This window comes from Amycolatopsis sp. NPDC043885 (genome assembly GCF_056435685.1).
The window spans coordinates 43,692-66,232 of sequence record NZ_JBWKEA010000026.1 but is presented as its reverse complement, the minus strand read 5'-3'; the positions used below and the strand labels follow the sequence as shown (position 1 = coordinate 66,232).

General features: G+C 67.5%; 15 protein-coding genes. 10 read left to right on the top strand and 5 right to left on the bottom strand.

Annotated elements, in window-relative coordinates; genetic code table 11:
* Positions 1-218: 218 nt before the first annotated feature.
* The gene (locus AC069I_RS41500; RefSeq protein ID WP_478267803.1) at positions 219-938 is read left to right on the top strand and encodes a nucleotidyltransferase domain-containing protein; all 720 of its coding nucleotides are present in this window, start codon (positions 219-221) and stop codon (positions 936-938) included.
* Here the strand turns inward: AC069I_RS41500 and AC069I_RS41495 are convergent.
* The 3 genes from AC069I_RS41495 to AC069I_RS41485 all read right to left on the bottom strand — a co-directional run bounded on the left by AC069I_RS41495 (position 928) and on the right by AC069I_RS41485 (position 2,907).
* Positions 928-1,275 (bottom strand): darcynin family protein, encoded by a 348-nt coding sequence (locus AC069I_RS41495; RefSeq protein ID WP_478267826.1) that lies wholly within the window; start codon positions 1,273-1,275, stop codon positions 928-930. The genes AC069I_RS41500 and AC069I_RS41495 overlap by 11 nt on opposite strands.
* Before the next feature lie 69 nt (positions 1,276-1,344).
* Positions 1,345-1,476 carry a hypothetical protein gene (locus tag AC069I_RS41490; RefSeq protein WP_478267802.1) on the bottom strand — a complete coding sequence of 44 codons (132 nt, stop codon included), beginning with the start codon at positions 1,474-1,476 and terminating at the stop codon, positions 1,345-1,347.
* A 12-nt stretch (positions 1,477-1,488) separates the two neighbouring features.
* Positions 1,489-2,907 (bottom strand): MFS transporter, encoded by a 1,419-nt coding sequence (locus tag AC069I_RS41485; protein ID WP_478267825.1) that lies wholly within the window; start codon positions 2,905-2,907, stop codon positions 1,489-1,491.
* Positions 2,908-3,051: 144 nt separating this feature from the next.
* Between AC069I_RS41485 and AC069I_RS41480 the strand changes: the two genes are divergently transcribed.
* The 9 genes from AC069I_RS41480 to AC069I_RS41440 all read left to right on the top strand — a co-directional run bounded on the left by AC069I_RS41480 (position 3,052) and on the right by AC069I_RS41440 (position 18,075).
* A complete protein-coding gene (locus AC069I_RS41480) occupies positions 3,052-4,005 on the top strand; it encodes a LysR family transcriptional regulator (RefSeq protein WP_478228289.1) in 954 nt (317 codons plus the stop codon).
* A gap of 135 nt (positions 4,006-4,140) precedes the next feature.
* Positions 4,141-4,623 (top strand): MgtC/SapB family protein, encoded by a 483-nt coding sequence (locus tag AC069I_RS41475; RefSeq protein WP_478228290.1) that lies wholly within the window; start codon positions 4,141-4,143, stop codon positions 4,621-4,623.
* Between the two features lie 802 nt (positions 4,624-5,425).
* A complete protein-coding gene (locus tag AC069I_RS41470) occupies positions 5,426-7,933 on the top strand; it encodes a Pls/PosA family non-ribosomal peptide synthetase (protein WP_478267801.1) in 2,508 nt (835 codons plus the stop codon).
* 8 nt (positions 7,934-7,941) lie between these two features.
* Entirely contained in the window at positions 7,942-10,461 is a 2,520-nt protein-coding gene (locus AC069I_RS41465) for a non-ribosomal peptide synthetase (RefSeq protein ID WP_478267800.1), read from the top strand.
* Between the two features lie 12 nt (positions 10,462-10,473).
* Entirely contained in the window at positions 10,474-11,481 is a 1,008-nt protein-coding gene (locus tag AC069I_RS41460; RefSeq protein WP_478232624.1) for a TauD/TfdA family dioxygenase, read from the top strand.
* A gap of 32 nt (positions 11,482-11,513) precedes the next feature.
* The gene (gene sbnB, locus AC069I_RS41455) at positions 11,514-12,563 is read left to right on the top strand and encodes a 2,3-diaminopropionate biosynthesis protein SbnB (RefSeq protein ID WP_478267799.1); all 1,050 of its coding nucleotides are present in this window, start codon (positions 11,514-11,516) and stop codon (positions 12,561-12,563) included.
* Positions 12,564-12,601: 38 nt separating this feature from the next.
* Positions 12,602-13,588 (top strand): 2,3-diaminopropionate biosynthesis protein SbnA, encoded by a 987-nt coding sequence (gene sbnA / locus AC069I_RS41450; RefSeq protein WP_478267798.1) that lies wholly within the window; start codon positions 12,602-12,604, stop codon positions 13,586-13,588.
* Positions 13,589-13,610: 22 nt separating this feature from the next.
* Positions 13,611-14,783 (top strand): pyridoxal-phosphate dependent enzyme, encoded by a 1,173-nt coding sequence (locus tag AC069I_RS41445; protein WP_478267797.1) that lies wholly within the window; start codon positions 13,611-13,613, stop codon positions 14,781-14,783.
* A gap of 382 nt (positions 14,784-15,165) precedes the next feature.
* Positions 15,166-18,075 carry an AfsR/SARP family transcriptional regulator gene (locus AC069I_RS41440; RefSeq protein WP_478267796.1) on the top strand — a complete coding sequence of 970 codons (2,910 nt, stop codon included), beginning with the start codon at positions 15,166-15,168 and terminating at the stop codon, positions 18,073-18,075.
* 404 nt (positions 18,076-18,479) lie between these two features.
* Here AC069I_RS41440 and AC069I_RS41435 read toward each other — a convergent pair whose 3' ends face one another.
* Positions 18,480-19,283, bottom strand: a complete 804-nt coding sequence (locus tag AC069I_RS41435; RefSeq protein WP_478267795.1) for an alpha/beta fold hydrolase — start codon at positions 19,281-19,283, stop codon at positions 18,480-18,482.
* Between the two features lie 74 nt (positions 19,284-19,357).
* Positions 19,358-22,165, bottom strand: a complete 2,808-nt coding sequence (acnA, locus tag AC069I_RS41430; RefSeq protein WP_478228299.1) for an aconitate hydratase AcnA — start codon at positions 22,163-22,165, stop codon at positions 19,358-19,360.
* Positions 22,166-22,541: the final 376 nt, after the last annotated feature.

Here is a 22,541-nt window from a genome sequence, read left to right as displayed (position 1 = left end):
CCACGAAGGCCACCGTCCCGGCGGTGGCCTTCGTGGCCTCCGGGGACCGGTCCCCAACGCCCGGCCCTAGGGTTCCCGACGGGGAGGGCCGGATAGGCCGGACGACTGCTCGTCCCGGCCATCCGGGTGGGTAACCAGGGCACCGGCTTCGGCGTGGTCGCGGCCGCCGGTGCGCCTGGCTCACCCACCGGCCGACGAGGCTGAGGCATGCTGGACGGATGGATCCGGTCCGAATCGCCCGCCAGGTGGTCGAGGGTCGCTTTCCCGGTGCGAGGGCCGCGATTCTGGGCGGAAGCGCGATCACCGGATGGCGTACCGCGAGCTCGGATCTCGACATCGTCGTGATCCTCGACGGCCCACCCGCGCCGTACCGCGAAACGACCGAACACGACGGCGTGCCGGTGGAACTTTTCTGCCATACCCCCGAGTCGTACGAGCGCTTCGCCGATCAGGAGACGGCGAACCGCCGCTCGCCTCTCCTGCACATGTGCGGTGGAGGTGTCGTTCTCCTCGACCGCGACGGCTTCGGGCGTCGGACCCGGGCGGAAGCCCGGGCGCGACTGCGCGCCGGGCCTCCGCCGTTGTCCGCGACCGACCTGGAGGACCATCGTTATCTGCTCACCGACCTCCTGGACGATCTTGACGGGGCCGACGATCCCGACGAACTGATCTTCATCGCCGATCGGCTGTTGACCGTGGTGGCCGAACTGATCCTCCTGGCCGGGGGACAATGGCGATCCCACGGCAAATGGCTCCTGCGACGGCTTCGAGAGGCCGATCCGGAGACCTGCCGGGAACTCCTGCTCGGCTACCGGCAGGTCGTATGCACTGGGGATCGGGCTCTGATGCGGCGGGTCGCCGCCGCAGTCCTCGACGGTGTGGGAGGCCGTCTTCTGGTGGGTTACCGGCGAGACGCGCCCACCGGCTTCAGACGTTGACGCTCGCGCAGGCGTCGAGACCGTAGTTCGCCGCGTACGCGTTCTCGACCCCGACCAGGAGGTCGACGACCTCGAAGTACCGGTCCCAGAAGGGCGTCTCACGCAGCGCCTCGATGAGCAACTGGTACGAGTGATGGTCCTCCGCTTCCCATACCCACACGTCGGTCACGCGCGCGGAGTAGAACTCCGTGTCGAAGAACCGGGACCGGACACCTTTCACCTTGCTTTCGATCACCGGGAGGATCTCGGTCTTGAAGGCCTCCACCCGTTGCTCGACGGTGAGGCCGAGCCATTCCGGCGTGGTCTTCACCAGCATGAACGCGGTCACTTCGGACATGGTGTTTCCTTTCGGCCAGGCGTAGGCGCCGGTTTCGATGTCCTTGGCCATATGGGCTCCGTACGGGGTTCACTTGAGGAGTTCTCGGGTGCGCGCCCAGTCGTGCCCGAGCGGAGGCCGTCGAGATCGTCCAGGTCGCCGCGGCGGATCCGGGACGGCCGAGCCGATCCAGCCGGTCGCCCCGGTGACGAATACCTGCATGGGAAGCTCCTTCTACTGGTGGTTACGGGAAAGCCTTGATTGCAGGACGACGAGCGCCCCGAGGACGAGCACGCTGACGCCGATCACCCGGAGGGCCGTGCTCGCGCCGGTGACGAACGCGGAGATCACTTCGGGAGAGCGGCGGGGGACGGTTGCCAGCGCCTGCGCCACGGTGTGCGGATCGTGGTCCGCGCGGACGTCGGACGGCAGCGCGGCGACGAACCGTCCGGTGAGGACGGTGCCGATGACCGCGACACCGAGCGCGCTGCCGAATTCCCGGGTGGTGGCCTGCAGCCCGGCACCGACACCGGCCTGGGCGGGAGGCAGCGAACCGGAGATCGCGGCGGAAAGCGTCGGAAGGGCCAGCGTGACACCGATCCCGGTCACCACGAGCCAGGCCGCGTAGACCGGGTACGGAGTCGAAGAGTCGCTTGTGGACAGTCCGACGAGGCCGCAGCCGCAGAAGACGAAGGCGATGGCGACAGTGGTGTCGACGCCGGCGCGCCGGACGAGTTTGCCGACGTGCCGCGCGCCGAGGATGACCGGGACGGTCAGCGGGATGATCCCGAGCCCGGTCAGCAGCACACTGAAACCCTTGCCGTACTGGAGGAAGGACGCGTTGACGTAGAACAGCGCGAACATCCCGAAGAAGATCGCGGCCATGCCGAGGCAGGCACTGCGCAGCGCGGGCACGCGAAGCAACCGGGGATCGAGCAGGGGGTGCTCGGCCTTCAGTTCCACGAACGTCCACAGGGCGAAGAGCGCGACCGCACCGGCGAACCCGGACAGAACGATCGGGCTGCCCCAACCCGCTTCAGGGCCTTCGACGATGCCGAGCAGCAACGCGAACGACGCGCCGACGAGCAGGACGGCGCCGAGCGGACTGAGCGGCCGGTCGTGCCGCGGGGACACCGGCGCGATCCGGGCGGCCAGCGCGAGGAGCACCAGGGAGAGCGGGACGGCGGCCGCGAACAGCCATCGCCACGATCCTCCTGTCAGCACCGCTCCGCCACCGACGTTCCCCAGGACACCGCCGATCCCGGTCATCGAGGCCCAGGTCGCGATGGTCACGCCCTTGCGTTCGGCGGGGACGGCGTGCAGCAGGACGGCGAGGGTGTTGGGCAGCACCGCGGCGGCCCCGATCCCCGTGATCGCCCGGCCCGCCAGCAGGAAAGGCACGGTGGGCGCGAGCGCCGACAGCAGCGCACCGAGGGCGAACAGCGCCAGGCCGGCGAGCAGGACACCCTTGCGGCCGAAGCGGTCGCCCGCCGCTCCGCCGGGGATCACGAGACAGGCGAAGAAGATGACGTAGGTGTCGACGATCCAGATCAGTGCCGACGCGGACGGGTGAAGCTCGCTCGCGGCCAGCATCGGGACGGCGAGGTTGATCGCGGCGACCATCCCGACCACGAGCACGACACAGGCGCACATGGCGGTCAGCAGGCCGCGCCGGTCCGTTTCGGCTTCGGGAGCGTCGCGGACTTGAAGTCGGAGTGGCATGTCCACGACGCTATGGGCCAGCGCATTCTTCGTGCCACGCAACTTTCACAACCCAAAGTTGCATACGATGCAACAATGGCCGATCAGCTGGACCTCAACCTCTTGCGCGTGTTCGACGCGTTGCTGCGAGAGGGCAGCGTGACGGCGGCGGCCGAACGGCTGCACCTGTCGATCCCCGCGGCCAGCCGGGCGCTGGGCCGGTTGCGGCGGGCGATGGGCGACCCGATCCTGGTGCGCGCCGGCCGCGGGATGGTGCCGACGCCGTTCGCGCTCCGGACGGCCCCGCGGGTGCGGTCCCTGCTCGACGAGGCGTCGGCCCTGATCAGCGCCGACCGCGAGCTGGCGATCGGCGACCTCGAACGGACCTTCACCATCCGCATCAACGACGGTGTCGCCGCCACATTGGTGACGGCCGCCGCCGAGGCGACCGCCGCGGTCGCGCCTGGCGTCGTCCTGCGTTTCGTCGCCGAAGGCAGCGAAAGCACCGAGGCCCTGCGAGACGGTTCGGTGGACCTGGACATCGGCGCGGGCGACATCGCCGCGCCTGACATCCGTTCGACGCTGCTGTACCACGAACGAGTGGTCGCGATCGTCAGGGCGGACGGCCCGCTCGGCGGTGTGCGCCGCCCGACGTTGAGACAGCTTTGCCGGTATCCGCACGTTTCCGCCTCACGGCGAGGGCGGGGCAGGGGACCGCTCGACGACGTGCTCGAGGCGGCCGGTCTCCAGCGCCGGGTCGCGGCGGTCGTCCCCACCTCCGCCGTCGCCGCGTTCCTGGTCGCGTCGAGCGACTACATCGGGCTGGCGCCCCAACGGCTCGCCGAGCAGTACGGCCGGTCGCTCGGAATCCGCTGGTTCCCGGTCCCCGCGGAACTCCCGCCCATCGAGGTCTGCCAGCTCTGGCACGCGCGACTCGACGCCGACCCCGCCCAGCGCTGGCTGCGTGACACGATCCACGCCGCGCTCGGCTCGTCCGGTGGTACAGTCCCGAAGGTTGATCAACACCGATCGAGTACGGAAGCGAGGTGAGCGGCACATGCCGGAAGACAGTTCTGGACCGACCGGACATGGTCGCCGTTCACCCGTGTGCGCGGTGCGCTGACCTTCTCCGGTCTCCTTTCTCTGTCTGGCTTTGTGTACGCACGCCAGAAAAGAGCCGGAATCATGAACACCTTCGAAATGCTGCTCAGGGTCGGCACCGGCGTCGGCCTCGGCGCCGTCATCGGCATCGAGCGCCAGTACCGCGCCCGGATGGCCGGACTCCGCACCAACGCCCTCGTCGCCGTCGGCGCGACCCTCTTCGTCCTGTTGTCCGCCCACGGTTTCGGCGGGCTGAGCACCAGCGGCGACGCCGACCCGACGCGTGTCGCGGCCCAGATCGTCTCCGGTATCGGTTTCCTCGGCGCCGGGGTGATCCTACGGGACGGGCTGAACGTGCGCGGGCTCAACACGGCGGCCACGCTGTGGTGCTCGGCGGCCGTCGGCTCCCTTGCGGGAGCGGGGCTTTACGTCGTCGCGCTCGCCGGGACCGTGGTGATCGTCGGGGTCAACGTGCTGTTGCGCCCGCTCGGCCGCGTCGTCGACCGCCGCCCGGAGCACCGGGAAGACGACCTCGTGAGTGGTAGGGACGGTTCTGTTGAGGGGTAAGTCAAATGTGGCGTGACCGAGCCTGGTACGCCCGCATCACACTCTCGATGCTCGCGCACGCCTGGCTCGCCGTCACCAGATCCCTTGCCATAAAACGGGAATCGGTGTCGACGAACCAGGCATGATCGCGTTCACGCTACCGGAGATCCGACGCCTGCTCACCAAACTCATCCTGCGTGTCTCCGACACCGCCGAACACATCTGGCACGGGTCACGATTCCGCCGACGACGACAACACCAAGCCCGCCTCAGCCACTACAAACGACGCGGCTACCCACTCACCGAACTGCCGTTGCAGTTATAGAGCCCGAATCGCCACTCACGACCACCTGGACCGACCACTCACCGGAAGCCTCAAGCCGGTAGGTCCGTGAAGGCCTCCTTTCCTACCTTGAGGGTAGGAAAGGAGGCCTTCACGGACCTGGCACATTTGGCTTACCCCTCAATAGCCCGATCGTCGCGCCGCTTCTGCCAGAGCCGGCCACCACGGCGCGGTGAGGGCCTTGGCGAACGAGGCGTGCGCGATCCGTAGGGCCATTTACCCGGTATCGAGTTGAGGCAGGGTTGCGCTACGGCTGCGGCAGCCGCAAGCGCGCCGCAATCGCCAGGCGCTCTAGTGGTCACCAGAACGAACCAAAAAGTTCTGTACGACGACAAGGCTTCCAATGGCTCCTCCCTTGGCGCGCTAACGCTTGTAATGTGAGGCGCGGCCCGCCCGCGGAAGCCACCCCGCGCGGGATCCCGGCGTGTCCGTCATAACCCCGCACGGTCATCTCTCGATGTACTGCTCAAAGGAGACGACATGCCAGTGGATCATCGGGCCGTCGATCGCGCCGACGCGACGACCGGCACCGAAGGGATTCTCGCCGAGGTGCTGGCCGGTGTCGTGCGCGTCGAACGGGTGTCGGTCGACAGCCACTTCTTCGACGACCTCGGCGCCGACTCGATGGTGATGGCCCGGTTCTGTGCCCGGGTCAGGAAGCACGGGGACCTGCCATCAGTGTCCATAAAGGACATCTACCAGCATCCCACGATCAGAAGCCTGGCGACGGCGCTCGCGCCATCGAGCGATACCCCGGTCGAGCCGGCCCAGGCGGCCATCGAGGTGGCGACGCCGGTCAGCGCACGGCAGTACGTCCTCTGCGGAACGCTGCAGGTTCTGATCCTGCTCGGGTACGCCTACCTTGCCGCGCTCGCCGTCGAGCAAGGCGTCGACTGGATTTCCGCTGGGGATGGCAGCCTGCTCGATGACTACCTGCGGATGGCGCTGGCCGGCGTCGCGGGTTTCGTTGGCGTGTGCGCTCTCCCGATCTTGGCGAAATGGGTGCTCATCGGCCGGTGGCGGCACCAGCGGATCCGCATCTGGAGCCTGGCCTACGTCCGCTTCTGGGTGGTCAAGACGTTGGTCACGCTGAACCCGCTGGTCCTGTTCGCCGGTTCGCCGCTCTACGTGCTCTATCTGAGGGCGCTGGGTGCGAGAGTCGGGCGCGGTGCCGTGATCTTCTCCCGGCATGCGCCGGTGTGCACCGACCTGCTCACCATCGGCGACGGCACGGTCATCCGCAAGGACACGTACCTTACCTGCTACCGGGCCTGCGCCGGCGAGATCCAGACGGGCGCGGTCACCCTCGGGAAGGACGTTTTCGTCGGCGAGAAGGCGGTGCTCGACATCGAGACCTCGCTCGGCGATGGGGCCCAGCTCGGCCATACCTCCTCGCTGCACGCCGGGCAGGCCGTGCCCGGCGGCGAGCGCTGGCACGGGTCCCCGGCGCAGCCGACCGGAGCGTATTACCTGGGGGTCGAACCGGCCGGCTGCGGCACCGGGAGAAGGGCCGCCTACACCGTCCTGCAACTGGTGAGCGTGCTGTTCTTCTACGCTCCGCTGGCGTTCGGCGGCGTGGATCTCCTGTTCGCCAAGTCCCCGGTGCTCGCCATGCTGCTCGAGCCAGGGCCGTCGGCCTTCACGAACTGGAGGTTCTACGGCGCAGCGCTGGTGACCTCCTTCGTGCTGTTCTTCGGCTCCGCGCTCGTCGGCCTCCTCGTCGTCGTGACCGTCCCGCGCATGCTCAACCTCGCCATCGAACCGGACAAGGTCTACCGCCTGTACGGATTCCACTACGCCGTCCATCGGACGATCGCGCGCCTGACCAACTGGACGTTCTTCATCAAGTTGCTCGGGGACAGTTCCTACATCGTCGGCTATCTGCGCCGGCTCGGGTATCGCCTCACTCCGGTCGTGCAGACCGGGGCGAACTTCGGCAAGAAAGTGAAGCATGAGACCCCCTATCTGGTCTCCGTCGGCAGCGGTACGGTGATCGCCGACGGACTGTCGATCGTCAATGCCGACTTCTCCGGCTCGTCCTTCCAGGTGTCGCGAACCTCGATCGGGCCACGCAACTTCCTGGGCAACGAAATCGTCTATCCCTCGCAGGGCAGGACCGGTGACAACTGCCTGCTCGCGACGAAGGTCATGGTCCCGATCGACGGAGAGGTCCGGGAAGGTGTCGGTCTGCTGGGCTCGCCCAGCTTCGAGATCCCGCGTACGGTCGAGCGGGACAGCAGGTTCCACCATCTGGCCACCGGACCCGAGCTGCCACGCCGTCTCGCGGCCAAGAACAAGCACAACGCCCGCACCATTGGCTGGCTCCTGCTGTCGCGGTGGTTCTACGCCTTCGTGCTCGCCCTGATCGGTTTCTGGGCCACGGACCTCTACGGCTCGTGGGGAGCGCCGGCGATCGCGTTGTCCCTCATCTTTTCCCTGCTGTTCGGCGTGCTCTACTTCACGCTGGTCGAACGTGCCGCTACGGGATTCCGGGGCACGCGGCCGACATCCTGCTCGATCTACCAGGTTGATTGCTGGCGGCGGGAACGTTTTCTGAAGATGACCGGGCACATGCACATGGCGCTCAACGGCACCCCGCTCAAGAACGTGGCCTGGCGGCTGCTGGGTGTCCGGCTCGGCAAGAGGCTCTTCGACGACGGCTGCACCATGGCGGAAAAGGACCTGGTGACGATCGGCGACGACTGCACGCTCAACGCGGGAAGTTCGATCCAGTGCCACTCACTGGAGGACTTCGCCCTCAAGTCCGACCGCACCACGATCGGTTCCGGCTGCACCATCGGGACCGGCGCACTCGTCCACTACGGCGTGACGATGGGCGACGGCGCGGTGCTGGCCCCCGACTCCTTCCTCATGAAGGGCGAGGAAATGCCACAGCGCGCACGGTGGGGCGGAAACCCGGCCCGGGAGATGCCGGACAACTCGGCCGACCCGCTGGTTCGCCGGAACGTCGACGTCGAGCGGAGGTGAAAGGTCTGATGGAAACGCCAGCGGAAGCAGGCCGGGAATTCTGGCGGAGTGTGCTCGTCACGGGCGGGTTCACCGCGATCCCACGGTGGACCACCGATCCGGTGCCGGGCGTCGCCGAGCGCGAGGTGCCGCTCCCCGGCGAGGAGATGGCGACGTTGTGGCGGCTCGCGGACGAGCTGGCGGTGTCGCTCAGTTCGGTGCTGCTGGCCGCGCACGCCAAGGTGCTCGCCGCGCTGTCCGGCGAGCGAGAGGTCACGACCGGCTACGTCGCCGTGGCGGGCGGGCGGCCGTTGCCCTGCCGGCTGACGACCGAACCGAGCTCGTGGCGGGCGTTGCTCCTGGACACTTATCGAGCCGAGTCGGAACTTCTGTCGCACAAGGATTTCCCGGTCGATGATCTCGGGCGCGAGCTGGGCCTGACCGAACCGCCGTTCTCGACCGTGCTCGATCCGGCCGGTGACGATCAAGACCTGGCCGAGAACACCGTGCTGTGGTTGGGGATCTCGCGGCACAGCGGCCAGCTCGTGTTGCGGTACCGGACCGACGTCATCGACGCCGGCTGTGCCATCAGGATCGCCGGCTATCACCGCACCGCGCTCGCGCTGATCGCCGCCGATCCGGATGCCGTGCACGGGCGGCAGAGCCTGCTGTCCGCCGAGGAACTCGACCTCCAGCTCAACGGACTCGCCGGACTTCGCCGGGAGCTGCCGGACAGGCGGGTACACGAGCTGTTCGAGCAGCGAGTGGAGGCACACCCGGATGCCGTCGCGGCCGTGCACGGCGGCCGGCAGTGGACCTACCGGGAGCTCAACGCCCGCGCCAACCGGCTGGGACGAACCCTGATGGCGCGGGGCCTGCGCCGCGAAGGCGTCGTCGCGGTGGTGATGGAACGCAACCTGGACTGGATGGCCGCCGTCCTCGCGATATTCAAGGCCGGTGGCGTGTACCTGCCCCTGGAGCCGCATTTCCCGGCCGATCGCATCGCGACCGCGCTCGCCCGCGCCGAGTGCGGGCTCGTGCTGACCGAACGCGGCAGCACCACCACGCTCGACGCGGCCCTCGACACCCTGCCCGGAATCGGGATCCTCAGCGTCGACGCGGCCTACCAGGAGGACCATGCCGACGGGAATCTCGGCATCGACGTCGCGCCGGACCAGCTCGCCTACATCCTGTTCACCTCGGGCTCCACCGGAGAACCCAAAGGCGCGATGTGTGAGCACGTGGGCATGCTCAACCACATCTACGCCAAGATCGCCGACCTGGAGATCCGCGAGGGCGAGGTGATCCCCCAGACCGGACCGCAGTGCTTCGACATCTCGGTGTGGCAGCTGGTCGCCGCGCTGCTGGTCGGTGGGCGGACCCTGCTGGTCGAGCAGGAGGTGATCCTGGACATCGAGCGGTTCGTCGACACGATCGCCGACGGCCGGGCTGCCGTGCTCCAGGTCGTGCCGTCATATCTCGACGTCGTCCTGTCCTATCTGGAGCAGCACCCCCGCGAACTGCCGGACCTGCATACGGTGTCGCCCACCGGCGACTTCGTGAAGAAGGAGCTCGTAGAGCGCTGGTTCGCGGCCCAGCCCAAGATCAAGCTGGTCAACACGTACGGGCTGACGGAGACCTCGGACGACGCCGTCCACGAGGTCATGGACCGGGTACCGGCCGGCGAACGGGTCCCGCTCGGCCGCCCCATCGACAACGTGCACGTCTACGTCGTCGACGAGAACCTGTCACCGGTGCCGCTGGGCGCCCCCGGCGTGATCGTCTTCTCCGGGGTCTGCGTCGGCCGCGGGTACATCAACGACCCCGAGCGCACCCGACTGGTCTTCACGGTCGATCCGCACCGCGAGGGTCAGCGGATCTGCCGGAGCGGCGACTACGGCCGCTGGCAGCCGGAGGGCAAGCTCGAGTTCCTCGGCCGCCGGGACAACCAGGTCAAGATCCGTGGCTTCCGGATCGAGATCGGCGAGATCGAGAACGCCTTGTCGCGGGTGGCCGAAGTCCGTGACAGTGCCGTAGTGGTCGCCGAGGGGCCCGACCAGAGCAAGCGTCTGGTGGCCTTCTACTCCGGTCGGCGGCCACTCGAGGCCGGTGTCATACGGGACCGGCTGGGTGAGTCGCTGCCCGAGTACATGGTCCCGTCGGCCTTCCATTGGCGGGAAGGTCTGCCGCTGACCGCCAACGGCAAGATCGACAGGAGAACGCTGACGGCGCTCGCCGCAGAACTCGACGCCCACGACGTCACGAAGAAAGACTTCCAGGCGCCGGGTACACCGGCCGAAGTTCGGCTGGCGGCCGCGTGGGCGACGGTGCTCGGGATCCCGGCCGGCCAGATCGGACGGCGGGACCACTTCTTCGACCGGGGTGGCACGTCGCTGTCGGCAGTGCGGCTGGTGATCGCCCTGGACCGTGCGGTGTCCCTCACCGACGTCACCCGGCATCCGATCCTCACCGATCTGGCCGCGATCCTCGACGACAGGTCCGAACGGAGCGCCGTCGAATTGCTGACTTCTTCCCCGAGTGGCAACTGAAAGGAAACCGAGATGTCGTCCTCATCCCGGGCGTCACAGCTCGCCGTGGACTTGCGGCCCGGCACACCTCCGATACTGCGGATCGATGCCAACGGCGACGCACTGAGCTGGGCGGCCGAGCACTCGGACGCGCTGCGAGCCGTCGTCGCCGAGCACGGTTCGGTCCTCCTCCGCGGTCTCGGGCTGTGCGACGCGGCCGAGATCGGTGCCGTCTTCCGAGTCATGGTGCCCACCGGTCTGATGACCGAGAGGGAGGCCTTCGCATCCCGGAAGACCTACTTCGGCGGCGTGTACTCGTCATCGACGTGGCCTGCGAACCAGCCGATGTGCATGCACCACGAACTGAGTTACACGCTTGAGTTCCCCGGCCTGATGCTGTTCGCCTGTCTTCGCGCGCCCACCGTCGGCGGAGCCACTGGGGTGGCCGACTCGCCGAGTGTGCTCGAGGCGCTGCCCGGCGAGGTGGTCGAGCGGTTCGAGCGGGAGGGCTGGCTGCTCACCCGCACCTACAACGACGAGATGGGGGCGTCGATCGCCGCAGCCTTCGGCACCGAGGACCGTGGCGCCGTCGAGAGCTACTGCCGTGCCAACGCGATCGACTTCGAGTGGCAACCCGGTGGTGGACTGCGCACCAGGCAGCGCCGCAGCGCCGTGGTGCGTCATCCGGTCACCGGCCGACGCTGCTGGTTCAACCAGATCGCGTTCCTCAACGAGTGGACCCTGGACCCGGAGGTGCGCGAGTACCTGGTGGACGTTCATGGCGCCGACGCCCTGCCGTTCAACACCCGCTTCGGCAACGGTGACGCGATCGGCGAGGACGTCATCCGACTGATCAACAAGGTCTACGAGGCCACCACCGCACGCGAGCCGTGGCAGGCCGGCGACCTGATGCTCGTCGACAACATCCGTACCGCGCACAGCAGAGACCCCTACGAGGGACCGCGCGAAGTGCTCGTCGCGATGGCCGACCCGGTGCGCCTGGCCGACTGCTCGCCAACCGTGGAGGTGACCACAAGATGACCACAATCCGTTCCACCGCAACGGAGCCCGCAATGTCCGAACCGATCGCCACCGAACCGATCACCGTGCCATCGTTCGCGGTGATCTCCGGCGCCCAGGTCCAGCATACGCTGCGGGGGCGTGAAAACCTGATCGTGGAGTTGGTCGAGGCCGCCTATCGGCTGCACAGCGCCGGTGATTCGGTGAACCCGCCGTCCTACTTCCTGCGTTTCCCTGACCGTCCGTCCTCCAGGATCATCGCGCTGCCCGCCGCGATCGGCGGGCAGGTGCGGGTGGCCGGCCTGAAGTGGATCTCCAGCTTCCCGGAGAACGTGGGGACCGGCATCCCGAGGGCCTCGGCCGTGCTGATCCTCAACGACCACGACACCGGCTACCCGTTCGCCTGCCTGGAAAGCTCGATCATCAGCGCCACCAGGACGGCCGCGCTGGCGGCGTCGGCGGCCGACTGGCTGTCCCGCGGCCGGCGACGCCCGATGCGCGTCGGGTTCTTCGGGGCGGGCCTGATCGCCCGTTACATCCACACCTTCCTGGCCGGCACGGGCTGGTCCTTCGCCGAGATCGGTGTGCACGACCTGTCCGCCGACAGCGCGGCAGGCTTCCGTGGTTACCTGGAGCGGGCGGGCACCGGCGGCCGGATCGTCGTGCACGAGGACGCCGAGCGGTTGATCCGGTCGGCCGACCTGGTGGTATTCGCCACCGTCGCCGGTCAGCCGCATGTCAGCGAACCGGCGTGGTTCGAACACAATCCGTTGGTGCTGCACGTGTCGCTACGCGACCTCGCGCCGGAGATCGTGCTCGCCTCGACCAACATCGTCGACGACATCGAGCACTGCCTGAAAGCCGATACCTCGCCACATCTGGCCGAACAGCTCACGGGCGACCGGGACTTCCTGCACGGCACGTTGGACGACGTGATCTCCGGGCGGGTGACGGTACCGGCCGACCGGCCGGTGGTGTTCTCGCCCTTCGGCCTCGGAGTGCTCGATCTCGCGGTGGGCAAGTACGTCTACGAGGAAGTGGTCCGCTCCCGCGAGTTGCGGGTCGTCGACGACTTCTTTTACGAGCTGCGCCGGTACGGATGAGCGGCCGAGTAGCTGCCACACAAATGAAGGGGGCAAAGGTGCCGGTCATATCCGTTCCCCAGGACTTCAACGAAGACGAGCTCTACGTCGATCTTCGGTCGATCTTCGGGCACTCGCTCTTCCTGAAGTGTGAAGGGTTCAACTTCGCCGGCTCGATCAAGCTGAAGGCCGCCACCGAGATGGTGGCGGCCGCCGAGCGGGACGGAGTCCTGATGCCGGGGTCGATCCTGGTCGAGTCTTCGTCCGGGAACCTGGGCGTGGCGCTGAGCATGATCGCGGCGAGCAAGGGCTACCGGTTCCTGTGCGTGACCGACTCCCGCTGCAACCTGTCGACCAGGCGGCTGATGGAGGCGTTGGGCAGCCAGGTGCACGTCATCACCGAACCGGACGCCGTCGGCGGCTTTCTCGGTGCACGGATCGACCACGTCCGTGCGCTGTGCGCCTCCGACGACCGGTACGTATGGCTCAACCAGTACGCCAATCCGGGCAACTGGGAGGCGCACTACCGCAGGACCGCCCCGGCGATCGCGGCCGCGTTCCCGCAGCTGGACGTGCTGTTCGTCGGGGCCGGGACCACGGGGACCCTGATGGGCTGCGCACGCTACTTCTGCGAGTGGCACCGGCCGGTGCGGGTCGTCGCGGTGGACAGCGCCGGCTCGGTGACCTTCGGCGGTCCGCCGGGCCGCAGGATGATTCCCGGCCTGGGCACAAGCGTCCGTCCACCGCTACTCGACGAGTCCTATGTGGACGATGTGGTACGTGTCGAGGAGGCGGACACCGTCCGTGCCTGCCATCGGTTGGCCGGAAGCGGATTCCTGTTCGGCGGCTCCACCGGCACAGTGGTCAGCGGCGCGATGGACTGGCTGGCCCGGCGCGGCGCGCGTGAACTCACCGCTGTGGCCATCGCCCCGGACCTCGGCGAGCGCTACCTCGACACCGTCTACCAGACCAACTGGCTGCGGGATCTTTACGGCGAGGATGTGCTCGGCGCCGACGAGCTGTCCGCCGGTTCCCGGGCAGTCTGACACACAGAGGGGTGGTTACGACGTGGGCAGCGTGACCGGGTCGGCCGACCTGGCGGGATGTGAATGGCTGCAATACGACTACAGCCCCGCGCTGATGTCGCGGGGGCGGCCGGGTTCGTTCACCATGTGGCGATACCGGAAGCTGCTGCCGGTTCCCGATGATCCGGTGCGGTACCCGCTGCCGGTCGGCGGCACGCCGCTCTTGCCCGCACCGGCTCTGAGACGGGAGTTGGGCATGCCGCAGCTATGGATCAAGGATGAGACGCGTAATCCGAGCGCGTCCAACAAGGACCGTGCCACCGCGCTCGTGATCGAAGACGGGCTGCGGCGCGGAGTGGATACGATCACGACAGCCTCCACCGGCAACGCGGCTGTGGCCACCGCCTTCGGTGCCGCGGCAGCCGGAATGCGGGCAGTCATCTTCGTGTCCACCGACTGCCGTCCGGGGAAGCTCGCGCTCATGACGCAGGCCGGTGCACAGGTCTTTCAGGTGCGCGAAGGTTATGCGGCCGCTGTCGAGCTCTCCCGGGCCGCCGCCCGCACGTTCGGCTGGCTCGACCGCAACACCGGCGCCAACCCGTTCACCATCGAGGCGAAGAAGACGGTGGCGTTCGAGGTGTGGGAACAACTCGAACGCCGGGTTCCGGACGTGATGATCGTCCCGGTCGGCGACGGCCCCACGTTGGTGGCGCTCGACAAGGGCTTCGCCGAACTCGTCAGCTGCGGCCTCGCAGCGCGCCAACCACGTCTGATCGGGGTACAGGCCGAGCGCTGTCAGCCGTTGGTGCGAGCCTGGTTCGGCACGCCCGCCGGGCAGACGGAGCTGGAGCCCGCAGCCACGGTCGCCGACGGCATCGCGGTGGTACACCCGGCCATCGGTGATGCCGTGCTGGACGCGGTAAGCCGAGGCGGCGGAGAAATGGTGGCGGTCACCGATGACGCCCTGCTGAACGCGGTCGCGACCTTGGCCGGCCGGGCAGGCGTGGGTGCCGAACCAGCCGGGGCCGCGGCCCTGGCCGGGCTGGAAAGTGCCGTCGAACGCGGTCTGGTGGACCCGTTGGAAACCGTGGTTCTGCTGGTCACCGGCCGGGAGGTGAAAGCGGGTGGGGCGACGGCCTACCCGGGCCGGGTGGCGGTCGTCGAAAGACTCGACGAGGTCGAGCGGGCTCTGGCGGACCCGATTCCTTCCCCATGAAGATGTGCCCTCGGTAAGGACCAGGTCATCCAGTGGATTGCACGACCGCGTTTCCCGGCCGTACTCGGAGAGGTGACGCCCGGTGCCGGTGTTGGTGATGGCCTGCCCCACGAAACGTCGTCTTGCCTGGCTCCAGCTCGCACGCATCGACCTGGACGCTCAGCTCCGCATTGTCACGTCGGGGAGGTCCAGTGAAACCGCCAGGTCTCGCTCGGCGGGTTTCGATGATCCAGGCATTGGGCGATGACAGCCGATTGTCCGATTTGCGAAAATGACGCTTTTGGCCTTGTTCAAACCCTTGCTTTCCCGGCGGAGCGGATAGCATCGATGATTCTCGGATCCGTGTCTGACCTGCGGATGGGGGATGCAGGTGGGGGTGGGAATGCCGGAAAATGTGAAGATCCATCTGTTGGGGCCGGTGGAGGTACTCGGGCCCGGCGGCGTGGTGGAGTTGCACGGTGGGGGACAACGCACCTTGATCGCCCGTCTGGCATCGCCGCCGGACAAGACGGTGACCCGTGGGGCGCTCATCGACGCGTTGTGGGCTGACGCGGGACCACCAGCCGCCCCGAAAACCCTGCACAGCCACCTGGCTCACCTGCGCCGGTGGCTTCGTGAGGCCGGTCTCCCGGATCTGATCGCCACCCGGGATTCCGGCTACGTACTGCGCGCACCCGCGGACGCGGTGGACGCCATCCGCTTCGAAACTCTCTCTGCGCAAGGGCGAAACGCGTTGGCCGCAGGAGACCTCAAAGCGGCAACCGAGTCGCTGCAGGCCGCGTTGAAGATGTGGCGTGGCGAGGCATTGACCGACTGCCGTCCCGGCGAATGGCGGCGTGCCGAGACAACCCGGCTCAACGAGGCCAGACTTGCCGCCACAGAGGACCTGATCAGTGCCCGCCTCGCCCTCGGCGAACACATCACCGCAGTCGGCGAACTGGAATTCCTCGTCATCCAGCACCCGTTCCGGGAACAGTTGTGGGAACAGCTGATCCTTGCCCTGTACCGCTCGGGCCGTCAAGCCGATGCCTTGTCCGCCTACCAACGCGCCCGCGCCACATTGATCGACGAACTGGGAATCGAACCAGGCCCGAAGCTACGCCGGCTCGAAACAGCCATACTCACCGCCGACCCCTCGCTCGATCAGCCGGTTGCTCCGGAAGTGACCGTGACCGGCCACCGCTTCAGAGGGCGCTTGCCAGTGCCGCTCACTCGCCTTGTCGGCCGGGAGGCAGACATGTCGACGCTGCGGCGGTCTCTCGCCCGGCGGCGTCTGGTCACCGTCACCGGCCCCGGAGGCTGTGGAAAGACGCGGCTGGCCGTGGCCATAGCGGCGCAGCACGCCCAACCTGTCTGCTTCGTAGATCTAGCCCCACTGGCCGAATCCGACCTCGTACCGCAGGCGATCGCCGACGCTCTCAGCCTGAGTGAGCAGGGCGGTCGCAGTATCATCGACAGCCTGGTCGACCACCTGGCAGATCAAGCGCTCCTTCTGGTACTCGACAACTGCGAGCATCTCGTCGACGCCTGCGCGCAGCTAGCCTGTGCGGTGCTCCCCAGCTGTCCTGAGTTACGGGTCTTGGCAACGAGCCGAGAGCCGCTGCATGTGCCGGGTGAAACGATCCACGCTCTGCGGCCCCTGGCAACCCCGGACCCCGGCGCCCCGCATTCCCACCGAGATCTTCTCCGCTACGACGCGGTCCGGCTGTTCCTCGATCGGGCACAGGACGCCGGAGCCCAGATCGGCACGGACGGGGCTACCGCACACGAGATGGCCTTGATCTGTGCACGCTTGGACGGGCTGCCACTCGCTCTCGAGCTGGCGGCGGCCCGCGCGGCGGCGCTGCCGATCCGGCAGATCGCCGAACACCTGGACGACCGCTTTCACACGCTCTTGTCCGGCAGCCAGGTCGCACGTCCCCAGCATCGGGCACTGCACAGGACCATCAAGTGGAGCTACGACCTGCTCAATCCCGACGAACGCGCACTGTTCCGGCGGCTTGCCGTGTTCGCCGGGAGTTTCGGGCTATCCGCCGTCACGGCACTATGGCCGCACGGCGACGATGCTGCCGCCCTGCTTGGCCGATTGGTAGAGAAGTCATTGGTGGCCAAGGAAGTCGGCGCCGCGCGTTACCACCTGCTGGACACCATCCACCAGTTCGCCGCCGTCCAGCTGGTGGGGAACGAACTGGCCGGCGCGCGGCGACGACACGCCGAATTCCACCTGGCACTGGCCGAACGGGCGGAAGAACACCTCGACGGTGTGAGTGCCGTGGAGTGGCTGGACCGGCTGACCGCCGAGCACGAGAACTTTCGAGCTGCCATCACTTGGACAATGGCGCATCCCGATCCCGCACCGGTCTTGCGACTGGCTGGCTCACTGTCGCGGTACTGCCGGCTGCGCGGACACTACGGGGATGGCCGGAAGTGGCTGGCGGGCGCTCTGGATCATGCTGGGCAGGCCCCCTCCGCGCTGCGGGCGAAGGCAATCGCCGGGGCGGTCACCCTCACCTTCCTTCAGTGCGACTACGACGCTGCCGCACAGCTGGCCGAGCAGAACCTGGACTTGTACCAGTCGCTCGGTGACGTGCACGGCGTTGCCAGCACTCGTCTGCTACTCGGCTCGATCTGCCGGGAACATGCCAGCTACCAGCAGGCCCTGGAGTACCACCGGTCCGCTCTGGAGACCTTCCAAGCCATCGACGACGCTCCAGGGATCGCGCGAGCCCTGCAGCTGTGCGCCTTCACCGCATGGCTGCGCGGCGACTTCGACTCAGCCGTCGCGTGGGCGCAGGAAAGTCTGCGCCGTTCGGAGGAACTGGGCGACGCGGAGTCGACCGCCAGCGCGGTCATCCATCTCGGCGCGGTAGCGCATTACCGAGGCGACAACACGCAGGCGCTCCAGCTGCTCGCCAAGGCACACACGGTTTCCGAGCACAACGGATTCCTGGAAGGAATCGCCTGGACGCTGAACCTGCTCGGCCTGGTACACCACGCGACCGGCTCGGCGGAAGCCCGCACGCTCCTTGAACGAAGCCTTACCCTGCACCGCAAACTAGGCGACCGGTGGCGGATGGCCAGCGTGCTCGAGGCGATGGCCGCGATCGCTTGTGAACAGCACCGCTGGGAAGAGACGGCCGGCTTGCTGGACGAGGCCGGAACCTTGCGCAGGGAGATCAACAGCCCCATCCCCACCTGCGAACTTCCCCTCTGCCAACGCACACAGGCCGCGCTCAAAGCCGCCGACAAACGCCCGATCGCCACCCTTCAGACGACCCGCCGAGCGAAGTAGTCCCGCCGGATTCTCGCGGTTCATGCATCCGACCTGCCGTGACAGGCACGTTCGACGGGTAAGGCATGATCGCCGGCCATGTCGTTGCGTCTGCTCTATCCGACCTTCTTTCGGCTGGTGGGCCTGGTGGTGTTGCTCGCCGCCCGTCGGCGCCCGAGAACGTCGAGGTGCTGGTCCTGCGCCATGAGGTCACCGTGCTGCGCAGAGGCAAACCGAAACCTCGTCTCGACTGGGCTGACCGGACCCCTCGTCAAACCGCACAAATCGCTCGACTCGGACACTGACGCCGCAGAAACTGTCCCTTATGGACAGTCGGGAAGGTGTCTCTTCGGCGAGTCCCGCTCCTGCCGCCAACTCCGGCACGCCACGTTTGCCTTACCCTGCTTGAGGATCAAGCTCACCACTCACGAGCAGGCCAGGAAATCCAGCACCATCCGGGAAAACTCGGCGGGCTTCTCCAGATTGATCATATGCGCGACCCCGGGGACGACCAGTTTCCGGGCGTCGCGTGCTTCGCTTTCGATCTGGCAGGCGATGGCGAGAATGTCCGAGGAATCCAGATCTCCCACCAAGGTCAAGGTGCGTGGGGTCAGCTCGCCGGTGCGCTCGATGGCCCGGAGCTCGTCCATCAGGGTGAAGCCCGAGAGCCCGTGCCGGACTACCGTCTGCGTGTACATCTCCTGGCACAGCCGCCGGACTCGCTGATCGACGTCCGCGGGTGCGCGCCGCGGCCCGTCCACCCACATGCGCAGGATGCACTCGATGGCGCCGGAAAGATCGCCCCGAGCGCCCGCCTCTTCGAGCTTCTTGGTCTGTTCCAAGACGAAAGGATCCTTCGTCACCATCGCGCTGAGGCCGGTGGCGACGAGCACGAGGTTCTCGACCAGATCCGGGTAGGTCAGCGCGAAGTCGACCGCGATCCGGCCACCACCGGAGAGTCCGACCAGCGACGCGCGGGGGAGTCCCAGCGTGGCCATCAGCTCCCGGAGATCCTCGTAGTGGCTGAATCGCTCCGTCGGCGTGGACGACTCGCCGTGCCCGCGCGCGTCGTACCGGATGGCGGTGTGGTGGCGTTCGAGCACCGTCATCTCCGCGTCCCACATCCGGGAGTCGAGGATCCCGCCGTGCAGCAGGATCACCGGATCGCCATCGCCCCGGGCCTTGTACGCCAATTCGCCGTTTTCGACCTGAACTCTCCCCGTGGTCATACCCGCACGGTACCGAAGAACGCGAAAGGCCCCTTTCCCCCAAGTGCGGGGAAAGGGGCCTTCGTGTGCCGTGCTTACGCCTGGGTCATCTTCCGCAGGACGTACTGCAGGATGCCGCCGTTGCGGTAGTAGTCCGCCTCACCCGGGGTGTCGATGCGGACGTCCGCGTCGAACTCCACCTTGGTGCCGTCGGTCTTCGTCGCGGTGACGTGGACCGTGCGCGGGGTCTCGCCGTCGTTCAGCTTCGTGATACCCGAGATGTCGAACGTCTCGGTGCCGTCGAGGCCGAGCGACGAGGCCGACTCGCCCGCCGGGAACTGCAGCGGGATGACGCCCATGCCGATCAGGTTCGACCGGTGGATGCGCTCGAACGACTCGGTGATCACCGCGCGCACGCCCAGCAGGCGCGTGCCCTTGGCCGCCCAGTCACGGGACGAACCGGAGCCGTACTCCTTGCCGCCCAGGACGACCAGCGGGATGTCCTGCGCCGCGTAGTTCTGCGCCGCGTCGTAGATGAACGCCTGCGGGGCGTCGTCCTGGGTGAAGTCGCGGGTGTAGCCGCCCTGCACGTCGTCCAGCAGCTGGTTGCGCAGCCGGATGTTCGCGAAGGTGCCGCGGATCATGACCTCGTGGTTACCGCGACGCGAGCCGTAGGAGTTGAAGTCCTTCTTCTCCACGCCGTGCTCGGTCAGGTACTGCGCGGCCGGGGTGCCCGGCTTGATCGCGCCGGCGGGGGAGATGTGGTCGGTGGTGACCGAGTCGCCCAGCTTCGCCAGCACGCGCGCGCCGGAGATGTCGGTGACCGGGGCGGGCTCCGCCTGCATGCCCTCGAAGTACGGGGGCTTCCGGACGTAGGTGGACTCCGCGTCCCAGTCGAAGGTCTTGCCCTCGGGGGTCGGCAGCGACTTCCACCGCTCGCCACCGTCGAAGACGTCGGCGTAGTCCTTGGTGAACATCTCCTGCGTGATCGCGTAGTCGATGGTCTCCTGGATCTCCTTGGCCGACGGCCAGATGTCCTTCAGGAAGACGTCGTTGCCGTCGGTGTCCTTGCCGAGCGGCTGGGCCTCGAAGTCGAAGTCCATCGTGCCGGCGAGCGCGTACGCGATGACCAGCGGCGGCGACGCGAGGTAGTTCATCTTCACGTCGGGGTTGATGCGGCCTTCGAAGTTCCGGTTGCCCGAGAGCACCGAAACCGCGGTGAGGTCGTTCTCCTGGATCGCCGCGGAGATCTCGTCCGAGAGCGGGCCGGAGTTGCCGATGCAGGTGGTGCAGCCGTAGCCGACCAGGTGGTAGCCCAGCTTCTCCAGGTACGGCCAGAGACCGGCCTTGTCGTAGTAGTCGGTGACGACCTGCGAACCCGGCGCCATCGAGGTCTTGACCCACGGCTTGACCGCGAGACCCTTGTCGACCGCGTTCCGGGCGAGCAGCGCCGCGCCGAGCATGACCGACGGGTTGGACGTGTTGGTGCAGGAGGTGATCGAGGCGATCACCACGGCGCCGTGGTCGAGGATGAACTCGCCGCGGTCGGGGGTGCTGACCTTGACCGGGTTGGTCGGGCGGCCGCTGTGGCCGTTCGCCGCGGACTGGATGTCGACCGCGCCCTCGTCCTTGAACGAGAGGGCGGCCGGGTCGCTGGCCGGGAACGACTCCTCGACGGCTTCGTCCACGTTGGTGTGCGGGACCTCTTCGCCGCCCACGTAGTCGTGGATCGACTTGCGGAACGAGTTCTTCGCGTCGGTGAGCTCGATGCGGTCCTGCGGTCGCTTCGGGCCGGCGATCGACGGGACGACCGTCGACAGGTCCAGCTCGATGTACTCGGAGTACTCCGGCTCGTGCGACGGGTCGTGCCAGAGGCCCTGCTCCTTGGCGTAGGCCTCGACGAGCGCGACCTGCTCCTCGGAGCGGCCGGTGAGCTTGAGGTAGCGGACGGTCTCCTCGTCGATCGGGAAGATCGCCGCGGTGGAACCGAACTCCGGGCTCATGTTGCCGATGGTGGCGCGGTTGGCCAGCGGCACCGCGCCGACGCTCTCGCCGTAGAACTCGACGAACTTGCTGACCACACCGTGCTTGCGCAGCATCTCGGTGATGGTGAGCACGACGTCGGTGGCGGTCACGCCGGTCGGGATCTCGCCGGTGAGCTTGAAGCCCACGACGCGCGGGATGAGCATGGAGACCGGCTGGCCCAGCATGGCGGCCTCGGCCTCGATGCCGCCGACGCCCCAGCCCAGCACGCCGAGGCCGTTGACCATGGTGGTGTGCGAGTCGGTGCCGACGCAGGAGTCGGGGTACGCCTGGCCGTTGCGGGCCATCACCGTGCGCGCGAGGTGCTCGATGTTGACCTGGTGCACGATGCCGGTGCCCGGCGGGACGACCTTGAACTCGTCGAAGGCGCCCTGGCCCCAGCGAAGGAACTGGTAGCGCTCGCGGTTGCGCTCGTATTCGATCTCGACGTTGCGCTCGAAGGCGTCGGCGCGGCCGAAGACGTCGATGATCACGGAGTGGTCGATGACCAGCTCGGCGGGGGCGAGCGGGTTGACCTTGTCCGGGTCGCCGCCGAGGTCGGTGACGGCCTCGCGCATGGTGGCGAGGTCGACGACGCAGGGCACGCCGGTGAAGTCCTGCATGATCACGCGGGCGGGCGTGAACTGGATCTCGATCGACGGGTCGGCCTTGGCGTCCCAGTTGCCGAGCGCGCGGATGTGGTCGGCGGTGATGTTCGCGCCGTCCTCGGTCCGCAGCAGGTTCTCGAGCAGGATCTTCAGGCTGTAGGGAAGGCGCTGGGAGCCCTCGACCTTGTTCAGACGGAACACCTCGTAGGAGGCGTCGCCCACCTTCAGCGTGTCTTTGGCGCCGAAGCTGTCCTTGCTGGCGGGTGCGGTCACTTCTAACTCCAGTGGCGGGTCAGTTCGGTGAGTTCTCCAGGCCGTTCGGGTCGGCCGGGAGCGAGTCTTGCGCACCCCCACCGTAGGTCCGGACGCGGGATGGCACACCTCGTTCGTCTCCTCAAACAGTACGCCCGTCCTTTTTTAAATTCAAGTCGCCCCCCCGGTGCCGGACCGTTCCCGCTCACTTTGACTGGCAAGCCGACACGCGGGTCAGGAACGTCTCATCCACCGGCGGCCGTTCGAGTGACGAAACGGTCGTCTGTCGTCCCCCGTTGAGGGGAAATGGTGCCTACGGTGTGTAAGTTCCTGGTGGTGCTTCTGGTAATGCTGTGACGGCAGTGGCACAGTGAGTTCATTGTTCAAGATCAGGAGG

What these genes read in the sequence shown, in the direction of transcription:
- AC069I_RS41500 (WP_478267803.1), top strand. Translation starts at nt 219, where the DNA reads ATGGATCCGGTCCGAATCGCCCGCCAGGTGGTCGAGGGTCGCTTTCCC.
- AC069I_RS41495 (WP_478267826.1), bottom strand. Translation starts at nt 1,275, where the DNA reads ATGTCCGAAGTGACCGCGTTCATGCTGGTGAAGACCACGCCGGAATGG.
- AC069I_RS41490 (WP_478267802.1), bottom strand. Translation starts at nt 1,476, where the DNA reads ATGCAGGTATTCGTCACCGGGGCGACCGGCTGGATCGGCTCGGCCGTC.
- AC069I_RS41485 (WP_478267825.1), bottom strand. Translation starts at nt 2,907, where the DNA reads ATGTGCGCCTGTGTCGTGCTCGTGGTCGGGATGGTCGCCGCGATCAAC.
- AC069I_RS41480 (WP_478228289.1), top strand. Translation starts at nt 3,052, where the DNA reads ATGGCCGATCAGCTGGACCTCAACCTCTTGCGCGTGTTCGACGCGTTG.
- AC069I_RS41475 (WP_478228290.1), top strand. Translation starts at nt 4,141, where the DNA reads ATGAACACCTTCGAAATGCTGCTCAGGGTCGGCACCGGCGTCGGCCTC.
- AC069I_RS41470 (WP_478267801.1), top strand. Translation starts at nt 5,426, where the DNA reads ATGCCAGTGGATCATCGGGCCGTCGATCGCGCCGACGCGACGACCGGC.
- AC069I_RS41465 (WP_478267800.1), top strand. Translation starts at nt 7,942, where the DNA reads ATGGAAACGCCAGCGGAAGCAGGCCGGGAATTCTGGCGGAGTGTGCTC.
- AC069I_RS41460 (WP_478232624.1), top strand. Translation starts at nt 10,474, where the DNA reads ATGTCGTCCTCATCCCGGGCGTCACAGCTCGCCGTGGACTTGCGGCCC.
- sbnB (WP_478267799.1), top strand. Translation starts at nt 11,514, where the DNA reads ATGTCCGAACCGATCGCCACCGAACCGATCACCGTGCCATCGTTCGCG.
- AC069I_RS41440 (WP_478267796.1), top strand. Translation starts at nt 15,166, where the DNA reads ATGCCGGAAAATGTGAAGATCCATCTGTTGGGGCCGGTGGAGGTACTC.
- AC069I_RS41435 (WP_478267795.1), bottom strand. Translation starts at nt 19,283, where the DNA reads ATGACCACGGGGAGAGTTCAGGTCGAAAACGGCGAATTGGCGTACAAG.